The 20960-nt window shown below is 74.0% G+C and carries 23 protein-coding genes and 1 pseudogene; 16 read left to right on the top strand and 8 right to left on the bottom strand.

The features are described from left to right. Together PUR61_RS13795 and PUR61_RS13790 are read left to right on the top strand one after the other, a co-directional pair. Window positions 1-81: pseudogene (locus PUR61_RS13795) on the top strand (transposase); the annotation flags it as partial. Beyond that, window positions 78-581: a hypothetical protein gene (locus PUR61_RS13790; RefSeq protein ID WP_443035169.1), complete on the top strand. Its 504-nt coding sequence runs from the start codon at window positions 78-80 to the stop codon at window positions 579-581. The pseudogene PUR61_RS13795 and the gene PUR61_RS13790, both read left to right, overlap by 4 nt. 39 nt (window positions 582-620) lie before the next feature. On the opposite strand, the gene PUR61_RS13785 is transcribed toward PUR61_RS13790, so the two are convergent. Further along, window positions 621-854 carry a GntR family transcriptional regulator gene (locus tag PUR61_RS13785; protein WP_329879109.1) on the bottom strand — a complete coding sequence of 78 codons (234 nt, stop codon included), beginning with the start codon at window positions 852-854 and terminating at the stop codon, window positions 621-623. Between the two features lie 158 nt (window positions 855-1012). On the opposite strand from PUR61_RS13785, the gene PUR61_RS13780 reads away from it, so the two are divergent. The 5 genes from PUR61_RS13780 (at window position 1013) to PUR61_RS13760 (ending at window position 2345) form a co-directional block, all read left to right on the top strand. Further along, complete coding sequence (locus tag PUR61_RS13780; protein WP_329879108.1) at window positions 1013-1405, top strand: hypothetical protein; 393 nt, start codon at window positions 1013-1015, stop codon at window positions 1403-1405. Then, window positions 1405-1560 (top strand): hypothetical protein, encoded by a 156-nt coding sequence (locus PUR61_RS13775; RefSeq protein ID WP_329879107.1) that lies wholly within the window; start codon window positions 1405-1407, stop codon window positions 1558-1560. The genes PUR61_RS13780 and PUR61_RS13775 overlap by 1 nt, the downstream gene beginning before the upstream one ends. A 139-nt stretch (window positions 1561-1699) precedes the next feature. After that, window positions 1700-1879 carry an ATP-binding protein gene (locus PUR61_RS13770; protein ID WP_329879106.1) on the top strand — a complete coding sequence of 60 codons (180 nt, stop codon included), beginning with the start codon at window positions 1700-1702 and terminating at the stop codon, window positions 1877-1879. Then, entirely contained in the window at window positions 1876-2172 is a 297-nt protein-coding gene (locus PUR61_RS13765) for a hypothetical protein (RefSeq protein ID WP_329879105.1), read from the top strand. The genes PUR61_RS13770 and PUR61_RS13765 overlap by 4 nt, the downstream gene beginning before the upstream one ends. Next, window positions 2160-2345 (top strand): hypothetical protein, encoded by a 186-nt coding sequence (locus PUR61_RS13760; RefSeq protein WP_329879104.1) that lies wholly within the window; start codon window positions 2160-2162, stop codon window positions 2343-2345. The genes PUR61_RS13765 and PUR61_RS13760 overlap by 13 nt, the downstream gene beginning before the upstream one ends. Window positions 2346-2461: 116 nt before the next feature. On the opposite strand, the gene PUR61_RS13755 is transcribed toward PUR61_RS13760, so the two are convergent. Together PUR61_RS13755 and PUR61_RS13750 are read right to left on the bottom strand one after the other, a co-directional pair. Further along, window positions 2462-3121, bottom strand: a complete 660-nt coding sequence (locus PUR61_RS13755) for a DUF6461 domain-containing protein (protein ID WP_329879103.1) — start codon at window positions 3119-3121, stop codon at window positions 2462-2464. 150 nt (window positions 3122-3271) lie between these two features. Next, window positions 3272-5167, bottom strand: coding sequence for a CocE/NonD family hydrolase (locus tag PUR61_RS13750; RefSeq protein ID WP_329879102.1), 1896 nt, complete (start codon window positions 5165-5167; stop codon window positions 3272-3274). A gap of 300 nt (window positions 5168-5467) precedes the next feature. Here PUR61_RS13750 and PUR61_RS13745 point away from each other — a divergent pair, with 300 nt between their 5' ends. Further along, window positions 5468-6571 (top strand): HoxN/HupN/NixA family nickel/cobalt transporter, encoded by a 1104-nt coding sequence (locus tag PUR61_RS13745; RefSeq protein WP_329879101.1) that lies wholly within the window; start codon window positions 5468-5470, stop codon window positions 6569-6571. A gap of 513 nt (window positions 6572-7084) precedes the next feature. Here PUR61_RS13745 and PUR61_RS13740 read toward each other — a convergent pair. Then, window positions 7085-7357 (bottom strand): hypothetical protein, encoded by a 273-nt coding sequence (locus tag PUR61_RS13740; protein WP_329879100.1) that lies wholly within the window; start codon window positions 7355-7357, stop codon window positions 7085-7087. A 7-nt stretch (window positions 7358-7364) separates the two neighbouring features. Then, entirely contained in the window at window positions 7365-7577 is a 213-nt protein-coding gene (locus PUR61_RS13735; RefSeq protein WP_329879099.1) for a hypothetical protein, read from the bottom strand. A gap of 473 nt (window positions 7578-8050) precedes the next feature. Here PUR61_RS13735 and PUR61_RS13730 point away from each other — a divergent pair, with 473 nt between their 5' ends. After that, window positions 8051-9037, top strand: a complete 987-nt coding sequence (locus PUR61_RS13730) for a helix-turn-helix transcriptional regulator (protein ID WP_329879098.1) — start codon at window positions 8051-8053, stop codon at window positions 9035-9037. Window positions 9038-9359: 322 nt separating this feature from the next. Beyond that, entirely contained in the window at window positions 9360-11783 is a 2424-nt protein-coding gene (locus tag PUR61_RS13725; protein WP_443035168.1) for an endonuclease/exonuclease/phosphatase family protein, read from the top strand. Between the two features lie 158 nt (window positions 11784-11941). Here PUR61_RS13725 and PUR61_RS13720 read toward each other — a convergent pair whose 3' ends face one another. Beyond that, entirely contained in the window at window positions 11942-12886 is a 945-nt protein-coding gene (locus PUR61_RS13720; RefSeq protein WP_329879097.1) for an SGNH/GDSL hydrolase family protein, read from the bottom strand. Between the two features lie 381 nt (window positions 12887-13267). Here PUR61_RS13720 and PUR61_RS13715 point away from each other — a divergent pair, with 381 nt between their 5' ends. Next, entirely contained in the window at window positions 13268-14923 is a 1656-nt protein-coding gene (locus PUR61_RS13715; RefSeq protein ID WP_329879096.1) for an FAD-binding dehydrogenase, read from the top strand. 88 nt (window positions 14924-15011) lie between these two features. On the opposite strand, the gene PUR61_RS13710 is transcribed toward PUR61_RS13715, so the two are convergent. Further along, window positions 15012-15668, bottom strand: coding sequence for an NADPH-dependent F420 reductase (locus PUR61_RS13710; protein WP_443035167.1), 657 nt, complete (start codon window positions 15666-15668; stop codon window positions 15012-15014). Window positions 15669-15780: 112 nt separating this feature from the next. On the opposite strand from PUR61_RS13710, the gene PUR61_RS13705 reads away from it, so the two are divergent. Continuing rightward, the gene (locus PUR61_RS13705; RefSeq protein ID WP_329879095.1) at window positions 15781-16149 is read left to right on the top strand and encodes a winged helix-turn-helix transcriptional regulator; all 369 of its coding nucleotides are present in this window, start codon (window positions 15781-15783) and stop codon (window positions 16147-16149) included. A 54-nt stretch (window positions 16150-16203) separates the two neighbouring features. Here PUR61_RS13705 and PUR61_RS13700 read toward each other — a convergent pair whose 3' ends face one another. After that, a complete protein-coding gene (locus PUR61_RS13700; protein WP_329879094.1) occupies window positions 16204-16554 on the bottom strand; it encodes an ArsR/SmtB family transcription factor in 351 nt (116 codons plus the stop codon). A gap of 91 nt (window positions 16555-16645) precedes the next feature. Between PUR61_RS13700 and PUR61_RS13695 the strand changes: the two genes are divergently transcribed. The 4 genes from PUR61_RS13695 to PUR61_RS13680 form a co-directional block, all read left to right on the top strand. Continuing rightward, window positions 16646-18676, top strand: coding sequence for a heavy metal translocating P-type ATPase (locus tag PUR61_RS13695; RefSeq protein ID WP_329879093.1), 2031 nt, complete (start codon window positions 16646-16648; stop codon window positions 18674-18676). Next, window positions 18673-19083: a (2Fe-2S) ferredoxin domain-containing protein gene (locus PUR61_RS13690; RefSeq protein WP_329879092.1), complete on the top strand. Its 411-nt coding sequence runs from the start codon at window positions 18673-18675 to the stop codon at window positions 19081-19083. Before PUR61_RS13695 ends, PUR61_RS13690 begins: the two co-directional genes overlap by 4 nt. Before the next feature lie 200 nt (window positions 19084-19283). Then, the gene (locus PUR61_RS13685; RefSeq protein WP_329879091.1) at window positions 19284-19535 is read left to right on the top strand and encodes a hypothetical protein; all 252 of its coding nucleotides are present in this window, start codon (window positions 19284-19286) and stop codon (window positions 19533-19535) included. Between the two features lie 189 nt (window positions 19536-19724). Further along, window positions 19725-20960: choice-of-anchor A family protein (locus PUR61_RS13680; RefSeq protein WP_329879090.1), on the top strand; the 1236-nt coding region annotated here is incomplete at its 3' end.

Here is a 20960-nt window from a genome sequence, read left to right as displayed (position 1 = left end):
TGGACACACCGCCGAGAGACCCTGCCCGACACCTACCGCGCCATCGCCGGCCTCGTCTCCGACCGCACCGCCGGCACGTGAACCACAGACCTCAACCAGCCCCCTGCTGCCCCACCCGCTATCACGCACCAACTCGTAAGCCGGACGGCATGATCCTGGCCGTTGCCGGGCTCGCCCGTCTCGGAATCGAGCGGCCCGGCTACGTGCTCAGCATGGACGAGATGCTGACTGCCGTCGGCGCCGGAGTTCTCGGTCTGGAATGCCGCCAGGACGACCACAGCGTCGGCGCCCTGCTGGAGAAGCTCAACGACGAGACAACCATGCTCGAAGTTACTGCGGAGCGCGTCATGCTCCACGGCCTTCGCGGGCACTGCAACAGCCCGATTGCCGGGTACTGCACCACGGAGGGGGACGGGCAGCTCTCCCTTCGCGCCATGGTCTTCGACCGTGAGGGCTCGAAGTTCGCCAACGTCATGGTCTGGGACGAGCACCAGGGAGACCCGGCCGTCCTGGGCGCCCGCGCATGCGCTGAACTCCTCCGACAGGGAGCCCGGAAGATCATCCAGGGCATCCCTCACTGAGGGCAGCTAGCAGCCCCGTCCTGGTTCGCCTGGGCGGGGCTACCTCTTTGTCGTGCCCGTGACGAAGCTGCCCATTCCCGTCTCGGTTCGGATCAACCCGTCAGCGCGCAGCGATGCCGTGACCTTCTGAACGGTCGCGCGCGCCACTTCATAGTCCCGTTCGAGCTGTACCGCCGAGATCAGGTAGCCGGGCGGGTACTCGCCGCTTTCGATCTTGACGGCGATCTCGTCGCGGATCTGGCGCCACTTCGGACGGGTCGGGTCGAACTCCATGTCATGAAGGTAGCCGCCGGAAGCCACTGACGGGAGTCGGGTGGTATAGGGAGCAATAGACAGGGGTAGGGACCCCTAGTAAGGTCTGCTCAACAGAAATCCCCGGCGACCGCGCCAACGGTCCCGGGGGATGGACGAAGCCGTGAAAGGGCTCCGACATGACTCAGCTTATCGTTCTCGCGTTCCTGTGGGCGTTGCGCCTGCTGCTGCCGGCTCGTGGTGGGCACCGCGCCCCCGACGCCCGAGCCGCCCAGGATGGACGCGGCATCTGTGGGTGGTACCGCCCGTTCCCCGTTCACCTGCTCGTCCGCAACATGCCTCTCCCGGAGTCTTCTCGACTCGTCCCCGCATACCTCGAAGCCTGGGAGCAGACCCCCGACAGTGAGAAGGCGGCAGTCCTGGCCCAGCAGGCGGAAGAACAGGCGGAGCGCTGGAGGCAGACCCAACGGCGGGCGGCAGCGTTCGCTGTGCAGCTTGATCTGCCGGATCCGCTGTACTGGCCGGACGACGCGACCACGGCTGACCGGGTTCTCGCCGGGGTGGGTGCGTGATGTCTCGGAAGAAGGCGAAGAAGGCGTTCGCGTGCTGCATCTGCGGGACGTCGACCGCTGACGGCAAGGTGGTCGGCATCATGGACCGCGTGAGCGGCCCGGCGTACGTCCGCTGGGCGTGCCGAGCCCCCTGCGCCCCGCAGCAGTCCCGTTAGATCCTCACGGCCCCGTCCATGCTGATCCTGGGCGGGGCATTCATTCAGCCTCTCTTACTACGGGAAGAGACACCAGGCGAACGCGTGGAAGCACGGCGGCTCGCCGGCTCCGCTCGTCGTGGTCGTCCTCCTGGAAGGCATGCTCCGCGTCTCCGTCAGTGACGGCAGCCCGGACCTCCCCGAGCAGCGGGCGTACGCCGACCCCTACGCGGTGTCCGGGCGCGGTCTTCACCTCGTCCGCTCCCTCACCCACCGGTTCGGCGCCGACCCCCGCAGGCAGGGCAAGTCGATCTGGTTCGAGCTGGACTCCGCCGCGTGAGCGCCCGCCCCGAGCCGCCGATCGCACCGGACGACCCCCGGATGCGGACCTACACCGAACCCGAGGTCACCGCTCTCCTCGCCGAACTCCACGAGCGCGGCAGACCGTTGGGCATCGTCTGGCCCTCGGCCACCACCGCCGGCATGGTCGACGGCCGCGTCCTCGTCCGCTTCGGCCACGCCTCGACCGCCACCGTCCTCAACCTCCTCGACGTGTTCACCCTCCTCAAGAGCCGTGACCACGACCACGCCGACGACAACGACGGGACGGCGGCCCCGTCGTGGGACTCCTGAGCCACCCCGGCGTCGCCCGCGCGTTCGTCGGTCTCGCCCTCCTGCTGCTCCTCGCCCTCGCCTTCGCCACCGTCGCCCTCGGAGTGATCGCCACTCGGCGGATGCCCCGCCGCCCGGACGGCGAGCACGAGGGAGATCCCCGGCGCGGCCCCGCTCGTGGCCTGCGCCCCTGACGGTGCCTTGCCGGGACGTGCCCTGGCAGACCCGCCAGGGCACGTCTCCTTGACCCCCTCCCGCGAGGGCCGCGCCTCGAATGCCACGCCGGTCACCGCCCGGGGGAGGGGCCCGCCTACTCGTCGACCGGCTCCTCCGGGACCTCGGCGACCAGGTACTCGGCGTCGCGCAGCAACTCCTCCGTCATCCGTACGCCCGTCAGGCGTTCGGCCAGCGCCAGGACCGCCGCCTTGCTGTCGAGGGCCGGGTCGCTGTCGCCGTCGGGATCGAGGCCGAGGTCGCGCAGCAGGTCGTTCAGGTCGTCCGGGGTGGTGCCGTCCCGGTGGGTGGGGTACTCGAAGCCGGTCCGCCGCTCACCGTTCTCGTACCAGTGGAAGAAGTGCATCGGCTTGCCCGAGTTGCTGTCGTGCGAGACGGCGCGTGTGCCGACGGAGAACGTCGCCAGGAGTTCGGGCCGTGCCCCCAGGTCGCTGCCGAGCTCCAGGACGACCGCCCAGTCGCGGCCGTCCGCGTCCCGAACGGAGAACGCGCCGACGAGGGCGGACTCGGGATCGTCGCCGCACTCCTCCAGGAACTCGGCGTGTGCGTCGCCCAGTTCGCCGGACCCCCGGCAGGTGCCCCACGGCGATCCGCCCATCGCCCCGAGCACCTGCTCGGGCAGGACGTCACGCACCAGCAGCATGCTGTACCCGGTGTCCATCAGGTGGCCGAAGAACGAGGCAGGGGAGCGGATCCAGCCGTAGTCGGCGGCGGTGGGGGCAGAGGGAGAGGTCACCCGGTGCATCCTGCCAGCAACCGCGGGGCGGGGCGGGGGTCGTCCGATCTTCCGTCGGCCCGGGATTCCCGGCCCCGCGCGGGCGGCAGGCGCCGGATGCGGCCGTCCGCGCCGGACCCCGGACCGCGGACCGCGTCGGGCCGGGCCGGGTCACCTCGGGATGCGCTGGTGCCACTCCCTGCTGAAGACGACGTCCCCGCCCTCCAACGCCCGCACCTGCGTGTCGGCGATCAGGTGGGTGGGGTCGCAGCGCAGCTCGGTGCGGACGTGGACGGTGGCGTCCCAGCCGATGGCGGGGCGCTCCACCCGGACGGTGCGGTCGGCGCGGGCCCGGGCGCTGAGGGGAGTGGCGGTGAGGACGCGGTAGGCGGCGACGGTGTGCTCGTCGCGGACCAGGCCGTCGGGGTGGGTGCGGGTGCCGTCGGTGGCGGGGGAGAGTTCGGTGCGCCACTCGCGGCGGCCGATGTCGTGCACGGTGACGCGTTCGGGGCGGGCGGTGAGCGGCTCGGTGACGTGCAGCGGGGGCGGGAGCGGGAGGGTGGGGGAGATGAAGGTGGTCGGGTCGGGGTCGGCGGCGGGGCGGCGGACCGGGAGACCGAGGCCGGAGTGGGACGGGTCCAGTTCGAAGCCCGCCGGGTCGGGGCCGGGCCAGAGCCAGGGCCAGTAGGTGGAGGAGAGGGCGAGCCGCAGCCGGTGGCCCGGCGGGACGGTGCGCCCGACGGCGGCGAGGCCGACGGTGACCTCGACGGCCGAGCCGACGGAGCCGTTGGAGGCAGCCGAGCCGGCCGAGTCCGCCGTCCCCGGGGTGGTGAGGACCCCCCGGGTGAGCAGCGTGGAGGTGCCGTCGGGGGCGACGGCGCAGAGGCGGGCGGTGACCGTCGCGCCGGTCGGCGCGGTGCGCAGCCGCAGGGACAGGACCGGGGTGCCGAGGAGCTCGACCGGTTCGGGCAGTGGCCGCGAGTCGAAGCAGACGGAGCGGCCGTCCTCCTCGCGCTGGTCGGGCGGCTGCTCGGCGGGGCGGCCGGGCTGGACGTAGGCGCCGGCGTTGAGCCCGGTGTGCTGGGGGGAGCGGACGTGCACCCAGCGGTCGTCGGAGGCGGTGCCGGCGGTGCGCAGCGGGCCGTCCAGGCCGTACTGGACGTCGCGCACCCCGGGGGAGGGCCAGGCGCCGTCGGCGGCCCAGCGGGTGGAGAGCCAGCTGCGCAGGGCGGGCACGGCGAGGACGCCGGTGTCGGTGTCCCGGAGCCAGTGGTCGTACCAGCGGAGCGCCTCGGGGAGGATCTCGTCGGGCAGGCCGTGGGACCAGGGGCCGAGGACGGTGCGGACGGGGACGGTACCGGCGGACGCGAGCAGGTCCAGCAGACGGGAGGCGGACGGGTCGGACCAGCCGGCGACGGCGAGGGTGGGGGCGGAGGCCGCGACCGGGGCGTCGGGCGGGGCGGCCAGCCAGCCTGCGAGCGGCGGTTCGAGGGCCTCCAGCCGGGCCAGCCACATCGCCCGCCAGCCGTCGCCGACGTACTGCGGGTCCGGTGGGCGGGCCGCGTCGGCGAGGTGGGCCGTGGCGCGGGCGTGCCCGTCGGCGGCGAGGACGGCGCCGCCGAGGCGGTGCGGGCCCTCGGGGCAGGCCACGACCACGGCGTGGACGGCGTCGGGAGCGCGGGCGGCGAGGCGCAGCGCGACGTCGCCGGCGGCGCCGGTGCCGAGCAGGCCGACCCGTCCGCTGCACCACGGCTGCCCGGCGAGCGCACGGACCAGCTCCTCGCCGTCGGCGGCCCCGTCGTCCGGATCGGACGTCGCCAGGCCGCCGGAGTTGCCGTGGCCCCGGGCGTCGGCCCGGACGGCGGCGTAGCCGTGGCCGGCGAACCAGGGGTGGCGGCGGGCGTCCTCGGTGGCGGTCCAGTCGGTGAGGCGGCCGGTGGAGTACTCCAGCACGACGGGGACGGGTTGGTGGGTCACCGGGCGTCGGACGCGGGCGAAGAGCTCGGTGCCGTCGGGGAGGGGGACGCGCAGGTCCTCGCGGGTGGTGCGGTAGGGGTACGAGGGCATGGCCGCTCCCATCGAGTCCCGGTCGGCGGGCCGGACGGCGGGGGCCGGGAGGCACGGGCAGGCCCGGCCGACCGTGCCCGCGCCGCGGCGTCGGTACTCCGACGGTAGGGGAGGAAGCGGGCGCGCGCCCGGTGAGCGGGTCCGGGCCCGGCCGCACCGCGTCCAGCCGTGCCCGGCGGCGGCGTCGGGTACGGAGGGAGCGGTCGGCGAGCGTCTCGTCCTTGCACATGACTTGCACCTGCTTCCCGCAGGGGGGAAAGATGGCCCAGCTTTCCGCCCCCCACACGACAGGACGTACCGATGACCGCCCCCCGTTGGCGCGACAGACTCACCCGTGAGGAGTGGATCCGACTGGCAGGCATGGGCGGGTTCATCCTCGCGCTGCACGTGATCGGGTGGTTCACCCTGCTCGCGGTCATCGCGCCCGAGCACTACGACGTCGGCGGCCAGGTGTTCGGTGCGGGGATGGGCCTCACCGCGTACACCCTCGGTATGCGGCACGCCTTCGACGCGGACCACATCGCCGCCATCGACAACACCACCCGCAAGCTGATGGGCCAGGGCAAGCGGCCGCTCTCGGTCGGCTTCTGGTTCTCGCTGGGCCACTCGTCGATCGTCTTCGGGCTCTGTGCGCTGCTCGCCTTCGGCATCAAGTCGCTCGCCGGGCAGGTCGAGTCGGACGACTCCGGCCTGCACGAGGCGACCGGCCTGATCGGCGTGGCCGTCTCCGGGACCTTCCTGCTCCTGCTCGGCCTGATCAACCTGGGGGCCTTCAACGGCATCCTCAAGGTGTTCCGCAAGATGCGTGAGGGCGAGTTCGACGAGGCCGAACTGGAGGCCCAGCTGGAGAAGCGCGGGCTGATGAACCGCGTCCTCGGCCGGGTGACCAGGGCCGTCACCAAGCCGTGGCACATGTATCCGGTCGGCCTGCTGTTCGGTCTGGGCTTCGACACCGCCACCGAGGTCTCGCTGCTGGTGCTGGCGGGCGGCGCGGCGGCGTTCCAGCTGCCCTGGTACGCGCTGCTGGTACTGCCGGTCCTGTTCGCGGCGGGCATGAGCCTGCTGGACACCATCGACGGCTCGTTCATGAACTTCGCCTACGAGTGGGCGTTCTCCCGGCCGGTCCGGAAGATCTACTACAACCTGACGGTCACCGGGCTCTCGGTGCTGGTCGCCCTGGTCATCGGCTCGATCGAGCTGATCGGTCTGCTCGGCGAGAAGCTGGACGTCACCAGTGGGCCGGTTGCCTGGATCGCCGGGCTGGACCTCGACTTCGTCGGGTATGCCATCGTCGGACTCTTCGTGCTCACCTGGGTGGCGGCCGTCGCCTACTGGAAGTTCGGCAACGTCGAGGAGAAGTGGTCGGCGGGGCTCGTCGCGGCCGGGGACAAGGCCGCGGAGTAGGGCGCGGCGTGGGAAGGCGGCCGGCCCGGGGGTGCGCCCCCCGGGCCGGCCTTCGTGTTGCCGGGCGGGGCCGGGCCGGGCCGGGGTGCCGGGCCGGGCGGGGGTCGCCCGGGGAGGGCCCGGAACTCCTCGACGGTCCCGGGCCGCACACGGGATTGGGCGGATTGGCGTGGATGTGCCAGTAATGAGCCGGTCAAGCCATGGGCATGAATCGGCCAGAATTGCGAAGGGGTGGCGGGTGAACGAAATGTGGACGGATGGTCAGGAACCGCGCAGCGCGCCCACGGGAAGCGTCCGGACCCCGGGGCCGAACCGCACGGGGCGTCGGCCCGGACGGGGCTCGTGCGGGGCTCGTGCCGCAGGAGGGGCGGGGCCGGCGGCAGGGCCGCGCACGGCGTCCGGCGCAGACCGTCCGCAGGGGCGTCGGCGGCTCGACGGACCGTCCTGTCACCCTGCCGCCGCACCGGCTCCACGGTCCGCACGGCCCGGCCCGGCCGCGCCGGGGGCAGGGCCCTACAACCGGGCGGCCACCGCGAAACGGCGGGCGGGGCCGCCCGCCAGCGCCCGGTCGAGCAGGGTCTGAGCCCGGAGCTCGGCCACCGGGTGGTCGGGGGCGCGGACGAACAGGACCAGGCCGACGCCCCCCGGTACCGCGCGGGCGCGCACATGCTCCAGGCCGTCGCCCGGGCCGGCGCTCGCCCACAGGGCAGCCCTGACGTCCGCCGGTCCGGCCTCGCCCGGTGGCGCGGCGGAGACGTCCAGGAGGGTCAGGTGGACGGGGATCACCGGCCGGTCAGTCCCAGCCGATGCCCGGGGTGCCGGCGGGCGTGACGTCCCAGCCGATGGGCCCGGAGGACGACGGTCCGTCCCAGCCGATGCCGGGCCCGCCGGGGGCGGTCGCGGTGACGGCGACGGGCTGGGCGGACGGGGCCGCGAAGGCGGGGGCGGCGGTGGCGAGGGTGAGCGCGAGGGCGGCGACGGCGAGCAGCCGGACGGTCTTCGGCACGACGATTCCTGTTCTGTGCACGGTCGTTCGGGAGTGTGGTGCAGGGCGTGTGGGCTCGGGTCCTGGCCGCTCGGGGCGTTGTTGCTCGGGGCTTCGTTGCTCGGGGCGGTGTCGCTCGGGGGGTGACGGCGGTGCAGGGTGAATCCTCCCGGGTGCGGGGCCGGTGGCGGGAGGGGGAGCGGCGGGCAACAACCGGACAGGCAGCTTGCTGCAACGCCGGTCGGTCGACCCGTGTGCCGGCTGTAGGGGAAGGGGCCGGGGCGGGGGTCCGGGCGGGGGCCCGGGCGGCGGTCGGGGTGGGGGCTGCGGCCCGGCGCGACGGTCGTCCGATCGGAAAGCGGACCGGACGGTCCCGTTTTGCTCGCCTGACCGGATCGTGCCTTGTGGGTGCGGGGTACCGGCGGAAGGATCTGGATCCGGCGGACCGTCCGGATGTCCATTTGCGCTGATGTGATGATTCAGGGGTCGTTGACGTGTTGGAACTGCTGGGCCTGGACAGCACCGCAGAGGCCGTGTACCGCGAGATGCTGGCGGACCCGGAGGGCGGGGTGGTCGAACTCTGCGTGCGGGTCCGGCTCCCGGAACCCGCCGTCCGCGCCGCCCTCGACCGGCTCGCCGACCTCACCCTGCTGCGCGCCTCCCGCGAGCGCCCGGGCACGCTCTGGCCGGTCAGCCCGGAGCGCGGGCTGGAGCTCCTGCTCCGCCGCCAGGAGGAGGAACTCGCCCGCCGCCAGCAGGAGCTGGCCGTGTCCAAGGCCGCCGTCGCGCGGGCCGTCGCCGAGTACGCGACGCTCCGCTCGGCCACCCTGGTGGACGGCGGGGAGCGGCTGGTCGGCCTCGACGCGATCCAGGCCAAGCTGGAGGTGCTGACCGCCCGGCTCACCGGTGAGTGCCTGGCCGTGATGCCCGGCGGCGCGCAGTCCCCCGCGAGTCTGGCCGCGTCCCGTCCGCTCGACGAGGACGCCCTGCGGCGCGGGGTCGTCCTGCGCACCGTCTACCAGGACAGTGTCCGCAACGACCCGGAGACCTTCGCCTACGCCCGGTGGATGACCGCCCTGGGCGGCCGGGTACGCACCGCGCCGGTGCTGCCGCCCCGGATGCTGGTCTTCGACGGGACCACCGCCGTGGTGCCGATCGACCCGGAGAACACCCGGGCCGGCGCCCTGTGCACCGAGGAACCGGGCATCGTCGCCTCGCTGGTCGCGCTCTTCGAGCAGACCTGGGAGACGGCCCTCCCGCTCGGCGACGACCGCCCCGACGACGTCGGCACCGGCCTGAGCGCCGGTGAGCGCGAGCTGCTGCGGCTGCTCTCCACCGGGCTCACCGACGACGCGGCGGCCAAGCGGCTGGGCGTCTCGGTGCGGACGGTCCGCCGGCAGATGGCCGCGCTGATGGACCGGCTGGCGGCGGCGAGCCGGTTCGAGGCGGGGCTGAAGGCGGCTCAGCGGGGCTGGCTGTAGCCGGCCGGGCCCGCCGGCCGGTCAGCCCGGCGGGGCCGCGTGTAGCGGGGGTCACAGCTTCGGGGTGGCAATTCCTCGGCGTACCGGAGAAGTTAACCTCCGGGGTCTTGTCGGGTCATTTTCTACGCGCGTATCTTTGGGCGCTGCGGGGGGCGCCCACCGACTTCCGCACGAATTTCTACGCGGGTAGCGGGAGCGCGCGGTGTGCGCCCGACTGACCCACCCTCACGGTCCGGCCGGTCCCACGCCGCCCGGCCACCTGCCACCCCCGACTGCCGTGCCGCGCCGCCGCGCGCCCGGCAGAGCTAGGAGTCCCGTCCCGGTGACCACGCCCACCGCTCCCCGCTCGCGCCGCGCGCTGCTCCGCGCCACGCTCCTCCCGGCCGGCCTGGCCGCCTCGCTGGTGCTCGTCCCGCTGCCGTCCGCCGTGGCCGCGCCCTCGGCCGACGCGGTGATCGCCGAGGTGTACGGCGGCGGCGGCAACTCGGGTGCCACGCTGAAGAACGACTTCGTCGAGCTGGCCAACAAGGGCGGCGCCGCCTTCGGCCTGGACGGCTGGAGCGTCCAGTACATATCCGGCACGCCCGGCGCCAACTCCCAGTGGGGCGTCACCCCGCTGACCGGTGCGATCGCCCCCGGCGGGCGCTACCTGGTGGCCGAGGCGGCCGGCGCGGCGGGCACCGTGGACCTGCCCACCCCGGACGCGGCCGGCTCGCTCGCGCTCTCCGGCACCAGCGGCACCGTCGCGCTCGTCCGCGGCACCGACCCGCTGACCTGCAAGACCGCCGCCGACTGCGCCGCCGACCCGCGGGTGCGCGACCTGGTCGGCTTCGGCACCGCCGTGGTCCACGAGGGTTCGGCCTCGGTGGCCGGCGCCTCCAACAGCGCCTCGGTGGCCCGCCGGACCGGCCTCGCCGACACCGACGACAACGCGGCCGACCTCGCGGCCGGCGCCCCGACGCCGACCAACACCAAGGGCGAGGTCGCCGAGGGCAGCACCCCGACCGGTCCGACCGAGCCGGGTACCGTCCGGATCCACGACATCCAAGGCACCACCCGCCTGTCGGACCGCACCGGCAAGACCGTCGCCGGCGTGCCCGGCATCGTCACCGGCGTGCGCGCGTACGGCTCCAAGGGCTTCTGGATCCAGGACCCGACCGCGGACGCCGACCCGGCCACCAGCGAGGCCGTCTTCGTCTACACCGGCTCCGCGAACCCGACCGTCAAGGTCGGCGACTCGGTGCTGGTCACCGGCAAGGTGACGGAGTACTACCCGAACTTCAACGGCGGGTCGCAGTCGCTCACCCAGCTGACCAACCCGGCCGTCACCGTGCTCTCCTCCGGCAATGCGCTGCCCGCGCCGGTCGTGGTGGACACCCGCAACATCCCCGGCACCTACAGCCCGCAGGCCGGCGCCGACGGCACCGTCAACGGGGTCGCCCTGAACCCCGAGAAGTACACCCTCGACTTCTACGAGTCGCTGGAGGGCATGCTCGTCCAGGTCAAGGACGTCCGGGTGATCCAGGCGACCGACAAGTACAACGAGCTCTGGGTCGCGGCGGACAAGCAGGACCAGCGCAGCAAGCGCGGCGGCGTCCTCTACGAGTCCTACGACGAGCCGAACGTCGGCCGCCTGATGGTGCAGCAGCAGGCGCCGGTCGCCCAGCAGCCGTTCCCGCTCGCCAACGTCGGCGACGTGCTGACCGGCGAGACCACCGGCCCGCTGGACTACAACGCGTTCGGCGGCTACACCCTCGTCGCCGGCACCCTCGGCGCGCTCCAGGACAACCACCTCCAGCGCGAGGTGACGACCCCGGCCGCCGACCGCGAGCTCTCCATCGCCACCTACAACGTGGAGAACCTGGCCGCCACCAACCCCGACGCCAAGTTCGCCGAGCTGGCCCAGGCCGTGGTCACCAACCTGCGCTCGCCCGACATCCTCGCTCTGGAGGAGATCCAGGACAACAACGGCGCCAAGAACGACGGCACGGTCGACGCGAGTGCGACCGTCGCCAAGTTCGTCGCCGCGGTCAAGGCGGCCGGCGGCCCGGCGTACGACTGGCGCTCGGTCGACCCGGAGGACGGCAAGGACGGCGGCGAGCCCGGCGGCAACATCCGCCAGGTCTTCCTCTTCAACCCGCTGCGGGTCTCCTTCACCGACATCCCCGGCGGCACCGCCACCACCGCCGTCGACGTCGCGGGCACCGGCGCCGGCGCCGCGCTGACCGCCTCGCCCGGCCGGATCGCCCCGGCCGACGAGGCCTGGGCGAGCAGCCGCAAGCCGCTGGCGGGGCAGTTCTCCTTCCGCGGCAAGAAGGTCTTCGTCATCGCCAACCACTTCAACAGCAAGGGCGGCGACCAGGGCATCGACAGCCGCTTCCAGGCCCCGACCCGCTCCTCCGAGGTGCAGCGGATCAAGCAGGCCACCGTCGAGCAGGGCTTCGTCGCCAAGCTGCTGGCCGCCGACAAGGAGGCCAAGGTGGTCTCGCTCGGCGACTTCAACGACTACCAGTTCTCGCCCGCGCTGGCCGCCCTCACCAAGGACGGCGTGCTGCGCTCGCTGGTGAACGAGCTGCCGGAGAAGGAGCAGTACTCGTACGTCTACCAGGGCAACTCGCAGGTGCTGGACCACATCCTGGTCAGCCCCGAGGTCGGCTACGCGAAGTACGACATCGTGCACATCAACGCCGAGTTCGCGCAGCAGGCGAGCGACCACGACCCGCAGGTGGTCCGCATCAAGCCGTGACCGGCCGGCGGGGTTCACCGCGGTCCGCCGCGGGTGCGCCGCGGGTCCGCTCCGCAGTGCTCCGCAGGACGGCCGAGGGGGCGGTGACCGGGATCCCGGTCACCGCCCCCTCGGGGTTTCCCGCCCCGTGGGCGGTGTGAAGTCGGCTTCCCCCGGCCCTACCTGAGGGCGTTGAGGACGGCGTCGGCCATGACGCGCTCGCCGGTGGCGTTCGGGTGGAACGGGACGGCCGGGGAGCCGGGCAGCGCGCCCTCGACCCAGCGGTCGTCCGAGCAGACGTCGTGTCCGGCGGTCGGCGTGGCGGTGTCCACGAAGGTGGCGCCGTTGGCGGCGGAGGTGGCCGCCAGCATGGCGTTGAGCTTGCCGAGCACGCCGTTCAGGTACGGGATGTCGCGCGGGGCGATGGGCTGGCGGAGCACGCAGTCCGCCCCGTCGGCGGGCAGCACGGACGGGTAGCCGACCACCAGGATCCGGGCCTTCGGGGCCTTGGCGCGGATGCGCTTCAGGGTGTCCGCGACCTGCGGGGCCGCCGCGGCGACCCGGTCGGCGAGGTCGTCGTTGCCGTACTGCCAGGACCAGCTGGACCAGTCCCAGTGGCCGTGGTGGTAGAGGTCCTTGCACGGCGTGCCGAGCGGGTTGACCACCGCGCCCGCGATACAGGCGCCGACCACTTCGCCGATCCCGAGGTCGGTGACGCCCAGGTCGTTGCCGCCGATCCCGAGAGTGACGAGGTCCGTGTCGGCGGTCACCGCGTTCAGCTGCGGGTCGTTGACCCGGATGAAGGCGTCGTACTGCGGCTGCGTCATCGCCTTCACCTTGGCCGCCGCGCAGGTGACGTCGGTGTACGCGCCGGCGCGCAGGGCGGCGGCGACCAGGTGGCCGTAGTTGCGGTCGGAGCGCAGGCAGAGCCCGGCCGACTGGCCCGGAACGCCGGCGCCGGCGGCGTACGAGTCGCCGAGCGCGACGTAGTGCCGGGGCGCGGGGGTCGCGGCCTGCGCGCCGGTCGTGGTCAGGGCGAGGGCCGCGCCCAGTGCGGCGGCGCCGAGCAGCGCGGGCTTCCGGGAGGTACGGGTCGTGCGGCGGTTCCGGGCAGGGCGGAGCACGGTTCCTCCTGGGGGAGAGAAACGGGTGGGGTGGGGGGTCGTGCGAGCCTGGCCACAGCTACTGGAAGGTAAGTTACTTCCGGGTTTCGTATTCGTCCATGGTTTGCGCGGAAACATCCGAGAATCCGTCAGAGGTATTTCGAATTTCGCTCCACGGCGTATCGAAGGTATTTCCGAAACGGGGTGGAGCGAAATTCACGCCGCCGTTCGTCACGGCCCCCGCAGGCCGCCGACCTGTTGACGGGCCCCGCCGCAGGCCGCAGTATCGGGCGCACCCGCACCGCCCACGGGCACGGCACCCCCGCCGCCCGCGGGCCCGCACGCGCACGGCCCGCGGGCAACAGCACCGCGCACGGCCGGAGCACCGATGGAGGAGCCCGCATGGCCCTGGACGCCGACGTCATCGTCATCGGAGCCGGACTCGCGGGCCTCGCCGCGACCGCCGAACTCGCCGACGCCGGAAGGAAGGTGATCCTGCTCGACCAGGAACCCGCGGCCTCGTTCGGCGGCCAGGCGCACTGGTCCTTCGGCGGGCTCTTCCTGGTCGACTCGCCCGAGCAGCGACGTATGCGGATCCGCGACTCGCCCGCCCTCGCCCGGCAGGACTGGCTCGGCACCGCCGGGTTCGACCGCCCCGAGGACGCCTGGCCGCGCCGCTGGGCCGAGGCCTACGTCGATTTCGCGTCCGGCGAGAAGCGGGCCTGGCTGCACGCGATGGGTGTCCGGTTCTTCCCCGTGGTCGGCTGGGCCGAGCGCGGCGGACAGCTCGCCGACGGTCCCGGAAACTCCGTCCCCCGTTTCCACATCACCTGGGGCACCGGCCCCGGACTGCTCGAACCGTTCGTCCGCCGGGTCCGTGCCGCCGCCGCGCGCGGACTCGTCGACCTCCGGTTCCGCCACCGGGTCACGGGCCTGTCCGGGAGCGCCGGCGCCGTCGACACGGTGACCGGCGAGGTGCTCGTCCCGAGCGGCGCGGCCCGAGGCGTGGCCAGCTCGCGGGAGGTCGCCGGCCACTTCGAGCTGCGTGTCCAGGCCGTGATCGTCACCTCCGGCGGCATCGGCGGCAACCACGAGCTGGTCCGCAGGTCCTGGCCGGCCCGGCTCGGCACCCCGCCCGACCGGATGCTCTCCGGCGTCCCCGCCCACGTCGACGGGCTGATGCTGGGCATCGCCGGCGAGGCGGGGGGTCACCTGATCAACGGCGACCGGATGTGGCACTACACCGAGGGCATCGCCAACTGGGACCCGGTCTGGGCCAGGCACGGCATCCGTATCCTGCCCGGTCCGTCCTCGCTCTGGCTCGACGCCCTCGGCCGCCGGCTGCCCGTCCCGCTCTTCCCCGGCTTCGACACCCTGGGCACGCTCGAACACATCCGCACCACCGGGCACGACCACACCTGGTTCGTGCTCAACCGCCGGATCATCGAGAAGGAGTTCACCCTCTCCGGCTCCGAGCAGAACCCCGACCTCACCGGCCGGTCCGTGCGGGGCGTCCTCGCCCGCGCCCTCCCCGGTGCCCCCGGCCCCGTCCGGGCCCACCTCGACCACGGGCCGGACTTCGTCGTCGCCGGCAACCTCCACGACCTCGCCCGTGCGATGAACGCCAAGGCACGCGCCCAGCTGATCGACGCGGCCGAACTGCGCCGCGTCGTCGAGGCCCGCGACCGCCAGATCGCCAACCCCTTCGCCAAGGACCTCCAGGTCACCGCCATCCACGGGGCCCGCCGCTACCTCGGCGACAAGCTCATCCGCACCGCCGCCCCGCACCGCGTCCTCGACCCGGACGCCGCCCCGCTGATCGCCGTCCGGCTGAGCATCCTCACCCGGAAGTCCCTCGGGGGGTTGGAGACCGACCTCTCGTCGCGTGTCCTGCGGGCGGACGGCTCGGTACTCGACGGCGTCTACGCCGCGGGTGAGGCGGCCGGCTTCGGTGGCGGCGGCGTCCACGGCTACCGCTCCCTGGAGGGCACCTTCCTCGGGGGCTGCCTCTTCTCCGGCCGCGCCGCCGGGCGCGCCGCGGCGGAGGCGACGGGGTAGTGGCGGCGGCGTAGCGGCGGTGGCCTGACGGCGGTGTGCGGTGTGACGGCGGTGGCCGTGCCGCCGCCGGGGCCGCCCCGGCCCCGCGTCAGGCGGCGGGCACGCCCGAGTACTGCCGCGGCGGCAGGACGGCCTGCGCGTCGTGACCGGCGAACCAGAGGCCGATGGCGAACGCGGTGGCGGCCTCCAGCAGCCCGGCACGGGCCAGCGGACCGGCCGTGACCGGAGTCGCGCCGAGGTCGGCGGTGAGGCGGCCGACCAGGGCGAGCGCCCCCGGGTCGTCCCCGCAGAGCGGCACGGCGAGCGGGCGGCCGTCGAACACCGGCGGCGTGAGCCGCCAGACGCTCTCGTGGCAGGCGTTGAACGCCTTCACCACGTGAGTGCCGGGAGCGGCGGCGGCGATCCGTTCGGCCATCGACGGGCCGCCGGCGGTGGTGAGGTGGAGACCGAGCGGGCCGGGGGCGATCGGGTTGGTGCAGTCGACCAGTACCCGCCCGGCCGGCGGGGCCGCCGCCGCGACCACCGCCTCCGCCACGTCGGCCGGGACGGCGAGCAGCACCACCTCGCCGAACTCCGCCGCCGCCGCCGGGCCGGCCACCACCCACGCCCGCGCACCCGCGCTCTGCGCCGCCTCGGCGGCCCGCGCCGCCGACCGTGCGCCGAACACCACCTCGTGCCCGGCCCGGGCCCACTGCCCGCCGAGCGCCCGCGCCATGTTCCCCGCCCCGATGATGCCGATCCGCATGCGAAGCCTCCTGTCCGTCCGGCCTGTTCGGCCTCGTTCGGTCGATTCGGGATGACACTAGGAGCGCCGTCGGTTACCGATCGGTGCGTGACCGACGAACTCTGGGGGAGCGGTGGACGAGATTCCGGGCCAGACCTACCTGGCCGACTGCCGGGCCCGGGCGGCCTTCGACCTGCTCGGCAACACCTGGAGCCCGGTGGTGCTCTGGGCGCTGCGCGACGCACCCAGGCGCCCCGGCGCGCTGCGCACCCGGATCGGCGGCATCAGCGCCAAGGTGCTCACCGAGACGCTGCGTCGGCTGGAACACAACGGCCTCGTGGAGAGGCGCAGTTACCCCGAGTCCCCGCCCCGCGTCGAGTACGCGCTCACGCCGCTCGGCCGTACCCTCCTGCCCGCCCTGGAGACCCTGGGCGCCTGGGGGTCCCGGCACGGTGACGCCGTCCTCGCGGCCCAGGACCGCGCGGAGGAGTCCCCCCGGTGAAGGTGGCGGTGGCGTGGCGGGGCGGGCGGTGCCGTGCGGCGTCCTCCGGGGGTCTCAGCGGTCGTCGGTGAGGCCGAGGCGGAGGTGGTCGACGTGGTAGACGGCCTGGTCGAGGAGGGCGGCGACGTGCTCGTCGTGGAGCGAGTAGACGACCGAGCGGCCGCGCCGTTCGCCGACCACCAGGCCGAGGTTGCGGAGCAGGCGGAGCTGGTGGGAGCAGGCGGACTGCTCCATGCCGACGGCGTCGGCGAGTTCGGTGGCGGCCCGGGGGCCCTCGCGGAGTTGGGCGAGTATCAGCAGGCGCGAGGGGGTGGCGAGGGCCTGGAGCGTACTGGCCACCTTGGCCGCGTTGGAGGCGTCCAGGCGCATCTGCGGCACGGCGTTCTCGGCGGCTGAGTGTCCCATGGCTGAATCCTACGGGGCGGGTCCTCGGGCGGGCCGGCCGTCCATATGAACACATGAAGGTGTGTTCATGTGTTCCTGTATCGTGACGCCCATGCCCGCCACCGTGCTCACCCGCCCGCCCACCGCCGCCCCGCCCGCCGCACCGGCGCCGCACCGCACCCGCGTGCTCGCGCTGCCCGAGGCGCGCTGGGCGGCGGCGAGCCTCGTCGCCTTCCTGGCCGCGCTCGCCGTCCAGCTGCCCGGTGGCCCCGACTGGGCGCACGGCGCGCTGTACGCCGTCGCATACCTTGCCGGTGGGTGGGAGCCGGCCCTGGCCGGACTGCGCGCACTGCGCGAGCGGACCCTCGACGTCGACCTGCTGATGGTGGTCGCCGCCCTCGGCGCCGCCGCCGTCGGCGAGGTCCTGGACGGCGCCCTGCTGATCGTCATCTTCGCCACCAGCGGCGCCCTGGAGGCCCTGGCCACCGCCCGCACCGCCGACTCGGTCCGCGGCCTGCTCGACCTCGCCCCCGCCACCGCCACCCGGCTGCGCGAGGCCGGCCACGGCGCCGTGACCGGCCCCTGGGGCGGCACCGAGGAAACCGTCCCCACGACCGAACTCGCCGTCGGCGACACCGTGCTGGTCCGCCCCGGCGAGCGGATCGGCGCCGACGGCCGCGTCCTCGACGGCGCGAGCGACGTCGACCAGGCCACCATCACCGGCGAACCGCTCCCCGCCCCCAAGGCTGCCGGGGACGAGGTCTACGCGGGCACCCTCAACGGCGCCGGCGCGCTGCGCATCCGGGTCGAACGCGACGCCGCCGACACCGTGATCGCCCGGATCGTCGCCATGGTCACCGAGGCGTCCGAGACCAAGGCGCCCACCCAGCTCTTCATCGAGAAGGTCGAACAGCGTTACGCCGCCGGCCTGGTGGCCGCCACCCTGCTGCTGTTCGCCGTCCCGCTCGCCCTCGGCGCGGACCTCTCCGGCACGTTGCTGCGCGCCATGACCTTCATGATCGTCGCCTCGCCGTGCGCCGTGGTGCTCGCCACCATGCCGCCCCTGCTCTCCGCGATCGCCAACGCCGGCCGGCACGGCGTCCTGGTCAAGTCCGCGGTCGTCATGGAACGACTCGGCCAGGTCGACGCCGTCGCCCTGGACAAGACCGGCACCCTCACCGAGGGCACGCCCCGGGTCACCGAAGTCCGCCCGTTCGGCGGCGTCACCGAACACGGCCTGCTGGCACTCGCCGCCGCCGCCGAGCACCCCAGCGAGCACCCGCTCGCCCGCGCCGTCGTCGCCGCCGCCCGCGAACGCGGTACCGGCGTCCCGCCGGCCACCGACTTCACCGCCACCCCGGGCGTCGGGGTGCGGGCGGTCGTGGACGGCGCGGTGGTCGCCGTGGGCGCCCCCGGCCCCTACCGGGAACACCCCGAGGTCGTCGCCCTGGAGGCCGCGGGCCGCACCGCCGTCCTGGTGCTCCGCGACGGCGAACCCGTCGGCGTCCTCGGCCTCGCCGACCGCCCGCGCGAACAGGCCGCCGCCGCCGTCCGGGCCCTGACCGCGCTGACCGGCCGCCCGCCCGTGCTGCTCACCGGCGACAACCCGCGCGCCGCCCGCCACCTGGCCCGCGAGGTCGGGCTGACCGACGCCCGGGGCGGGCTGCTGCCGCAGGAGAAGGTCGCCGCCGTCCGCGCGCTGGCCGACGCCGGCCGGAAGGTCCTGATGGTCGGCGACGGCGTCAACGACGCCCCCGCCCTGGCCGCCGCGCACAGCGGGGTGGCGATGGGCCGGGCCGGCTCCGACCTCGCCCTGGAGACCGCCGACGCGGTCGTCGTCCGCGACGAGCTGACCGCCCTCCCCGCCGTGGTGGCACTCTCCCGGCGGGCCCGCACGCTCGTGGTGCAGAACCTGGTGATCGCCGGCGCGTGCATCACCCTCCTGGTCGTCTGGGACCTGGCAGGTACGCTGCCCCTGCCGCTCGGCGTCGCCGGGCACGAGGGCTCCACCGTGGTCGTCGGCCTCAACGGCCTGCGGCTGCTGCGCGAACGGGCGTGGCGGCGGGCCCTGGAGAACGAGGCCCCGCACGACGAGGCCCGCACCACGAGGCCCCGCGCCGTGAGGAGAGCTGAGACACCATGAGCCGCCGAGACCGCGAGCACACCGGCCGGCAGGGCCCGGCCTCCCCCGTGACCGTCACCGTCTGCCGGGGCTGCTGCTGCGGCACCGAGCAGAAGCACCCGGGTATCGACCACACCGGCCAGTACGAGCGGCTGCGTACGGCCGTCGGGGCATCGGGCCGGGTCCGGGCCGTCAAGTGCCTCGACACGTGCGCGCATTCGAACGTCGTGGTGGTCGGCCCGTCGAGCGAGGGCCGCGCGGCCGGGGGGCGGCCGGTCTGGCTCGGCTGGGTCCTGGCCGACGACATGATCGAGGAGATAGCCGAGTGGGTGCAGGCCGGCGGTCCCGGCCTCGCCGACCCCCCGGGCATGCTCGACCTCCAGCAGATCGCCGTCTCCCGCCGCGTCCGCGAGGGCCTGTCGGGCTGACCCGTCGGACCAGGGTGCCACCGGGTGCCACCGGGTGCCGCCGGGCCTCGGGGTCGGGCAGGGGCGTCCCTCCGCGCCGGATGAACGGGCGGTGAACAGTGCCGAGGGCCCCGGCGAAAGCAGGCCGAAGCCGACGGTCCGGGGTTTCCGGGGGAGCGCAGGGCCTAGCATGACCTTGGTTCCGACCCGGGAGGAAGACGATGACCACGGTCTGCCGCATCTGCGCGGGCACCGGCCGCACCGCCGGCCTCAGCTGTCGGACCTGCCAGGGCACCGGCACCACCGAGGTGGGCGGCGGCGGCGGGAACTGCTTCCTCTGCGACGGGACCGGCGTCTACGTCCGCTACCGGGTCGACGCCGGTGGCGCCAAGCACGCCTACCGCGACGAGATCTGCCGCACCTGCGACGGGACCGGCAACCGCGCCCCCTCGCCGTGGGACGAGTCCGCCTGAGCGGAGCCGGGCCGCGGGCCGGCCGGTCCGGCCGGCTGACAGGTCGTCCGGTGCGGACGCTCCACGCTCCCCGCGCGTGCCCGCCGCCCGGGTGACGGTTGGACTGTAAGGGTGCGGCTGGTCACCGCATCAGCGTAGACGGCCACCTCACCGGTGACCCGATCCGCGCTGCTGCCGGACGCTACGACTATGGCTTCCTTCAACCGACTGCTCTCCCGCGTCCGCAGACGCGCCGGAGCACTCGCCGTCCCCTGTACCGTCATCTCGGCCCTCGTCCCGGTGCTCGCCCTCGGCCCCGGGGCGGTCACGGCCGTGGCGGCCCCGCTCCCCGGCGGCTTGGGGCCGTGCGTCCCGGGCGACTGCCCGAACCCCTACCCGAGCTCGATCAACAACGGCCCGTTCGCCGGTCGGGACAACGGCATCAACGTCTTCGTCGGCGGAGACTTCCTGGTGACCGGCCGCGCCGCCGAGGCCGAGGGACGCGTCGTCGTCCTCAACAACTTCAGCCAGGCCAAGGAGGTGGGGGTCAGCTCGATCTACAACGTCGGCATCGCCGGCGTCGGCTCCCGGGTGCCTCCGCCGGACGGCGCGGACTTCCTCACCACCGGCGGCGGCGTCACCGTCGTCCCCGGTCAGACCCTGGTCGCCGAGGGCGGTGTCGTCCGGCACGCCGGCCCCGTCACCGGCACCGTGACCGGCACCCTGGTCACCGACCCCAACGCCGTACAGCCCTACAGCGGCCTGCGGGACCAGCTCACCTCCGCGTCCGACTGCTACGCCCGGGTCGGAGGCACGCCCCGGACCCCGACCGGCACCGCCGTCAACGAGGGCGGGCAGACCCTGTTCACCGGGGACGGCAGCTCGGCGCTCCAGGTGTTCAACGTCGACTTCAACCTCACCGGCCCGACCGGTGGCCAGCAGGGCATCGTCTTCGCGAACATCCCCACGGGCGCCACGATCCTGGTCAACGTGCTCGGCGCCACCCGGGCCCTGAACACCTTCAGCGGCGGCATCAACGACACCGACGACCCGCTCAACGCCTACCGCGACCACCTGCTGTGGAACTTCCCCGACGCTTCCGTCGTCAGCCTGGGCGGCACCGGCCAGTTCCAGGGCAGCTTCCTGATCGGCGAGCAGTCCTCGGTGACCACCGTGACCCTCGCGGGCGTCAACGGCCGGTTCTTCACCGCCGGCACCCTCAACCACACGAGCCTGGCCACCGGAGGCGGCGGCCAGGAGTTCCACGCCTGGCCCTTCAACGGCGACCTTCCCGCCTGCGGCACTCCTCCGGTGACGGGTGAGGTGCGGGTGTTGAAGACGGATGCGAATACGGCGGCGCCGTTGGCGGGTGGTGTGTTCGATCTGTGGGAGGAGACGAACGGTGTTCCGGGTCTGCAGACGTCGGGGGTGAACCCGGACACGCAG

It is taken from the genome of Streptomyces sp. BE20 (assembly GCF_036322525.1).
Lineage (GTDB): Bacteria > Actinomycetota > Actinomycetes > Streptomycetales > Streptomycetaceae > Kitasatospora.
This window is presented reverse-complemented; position numbering and strand designations above follow the sequence as displayed.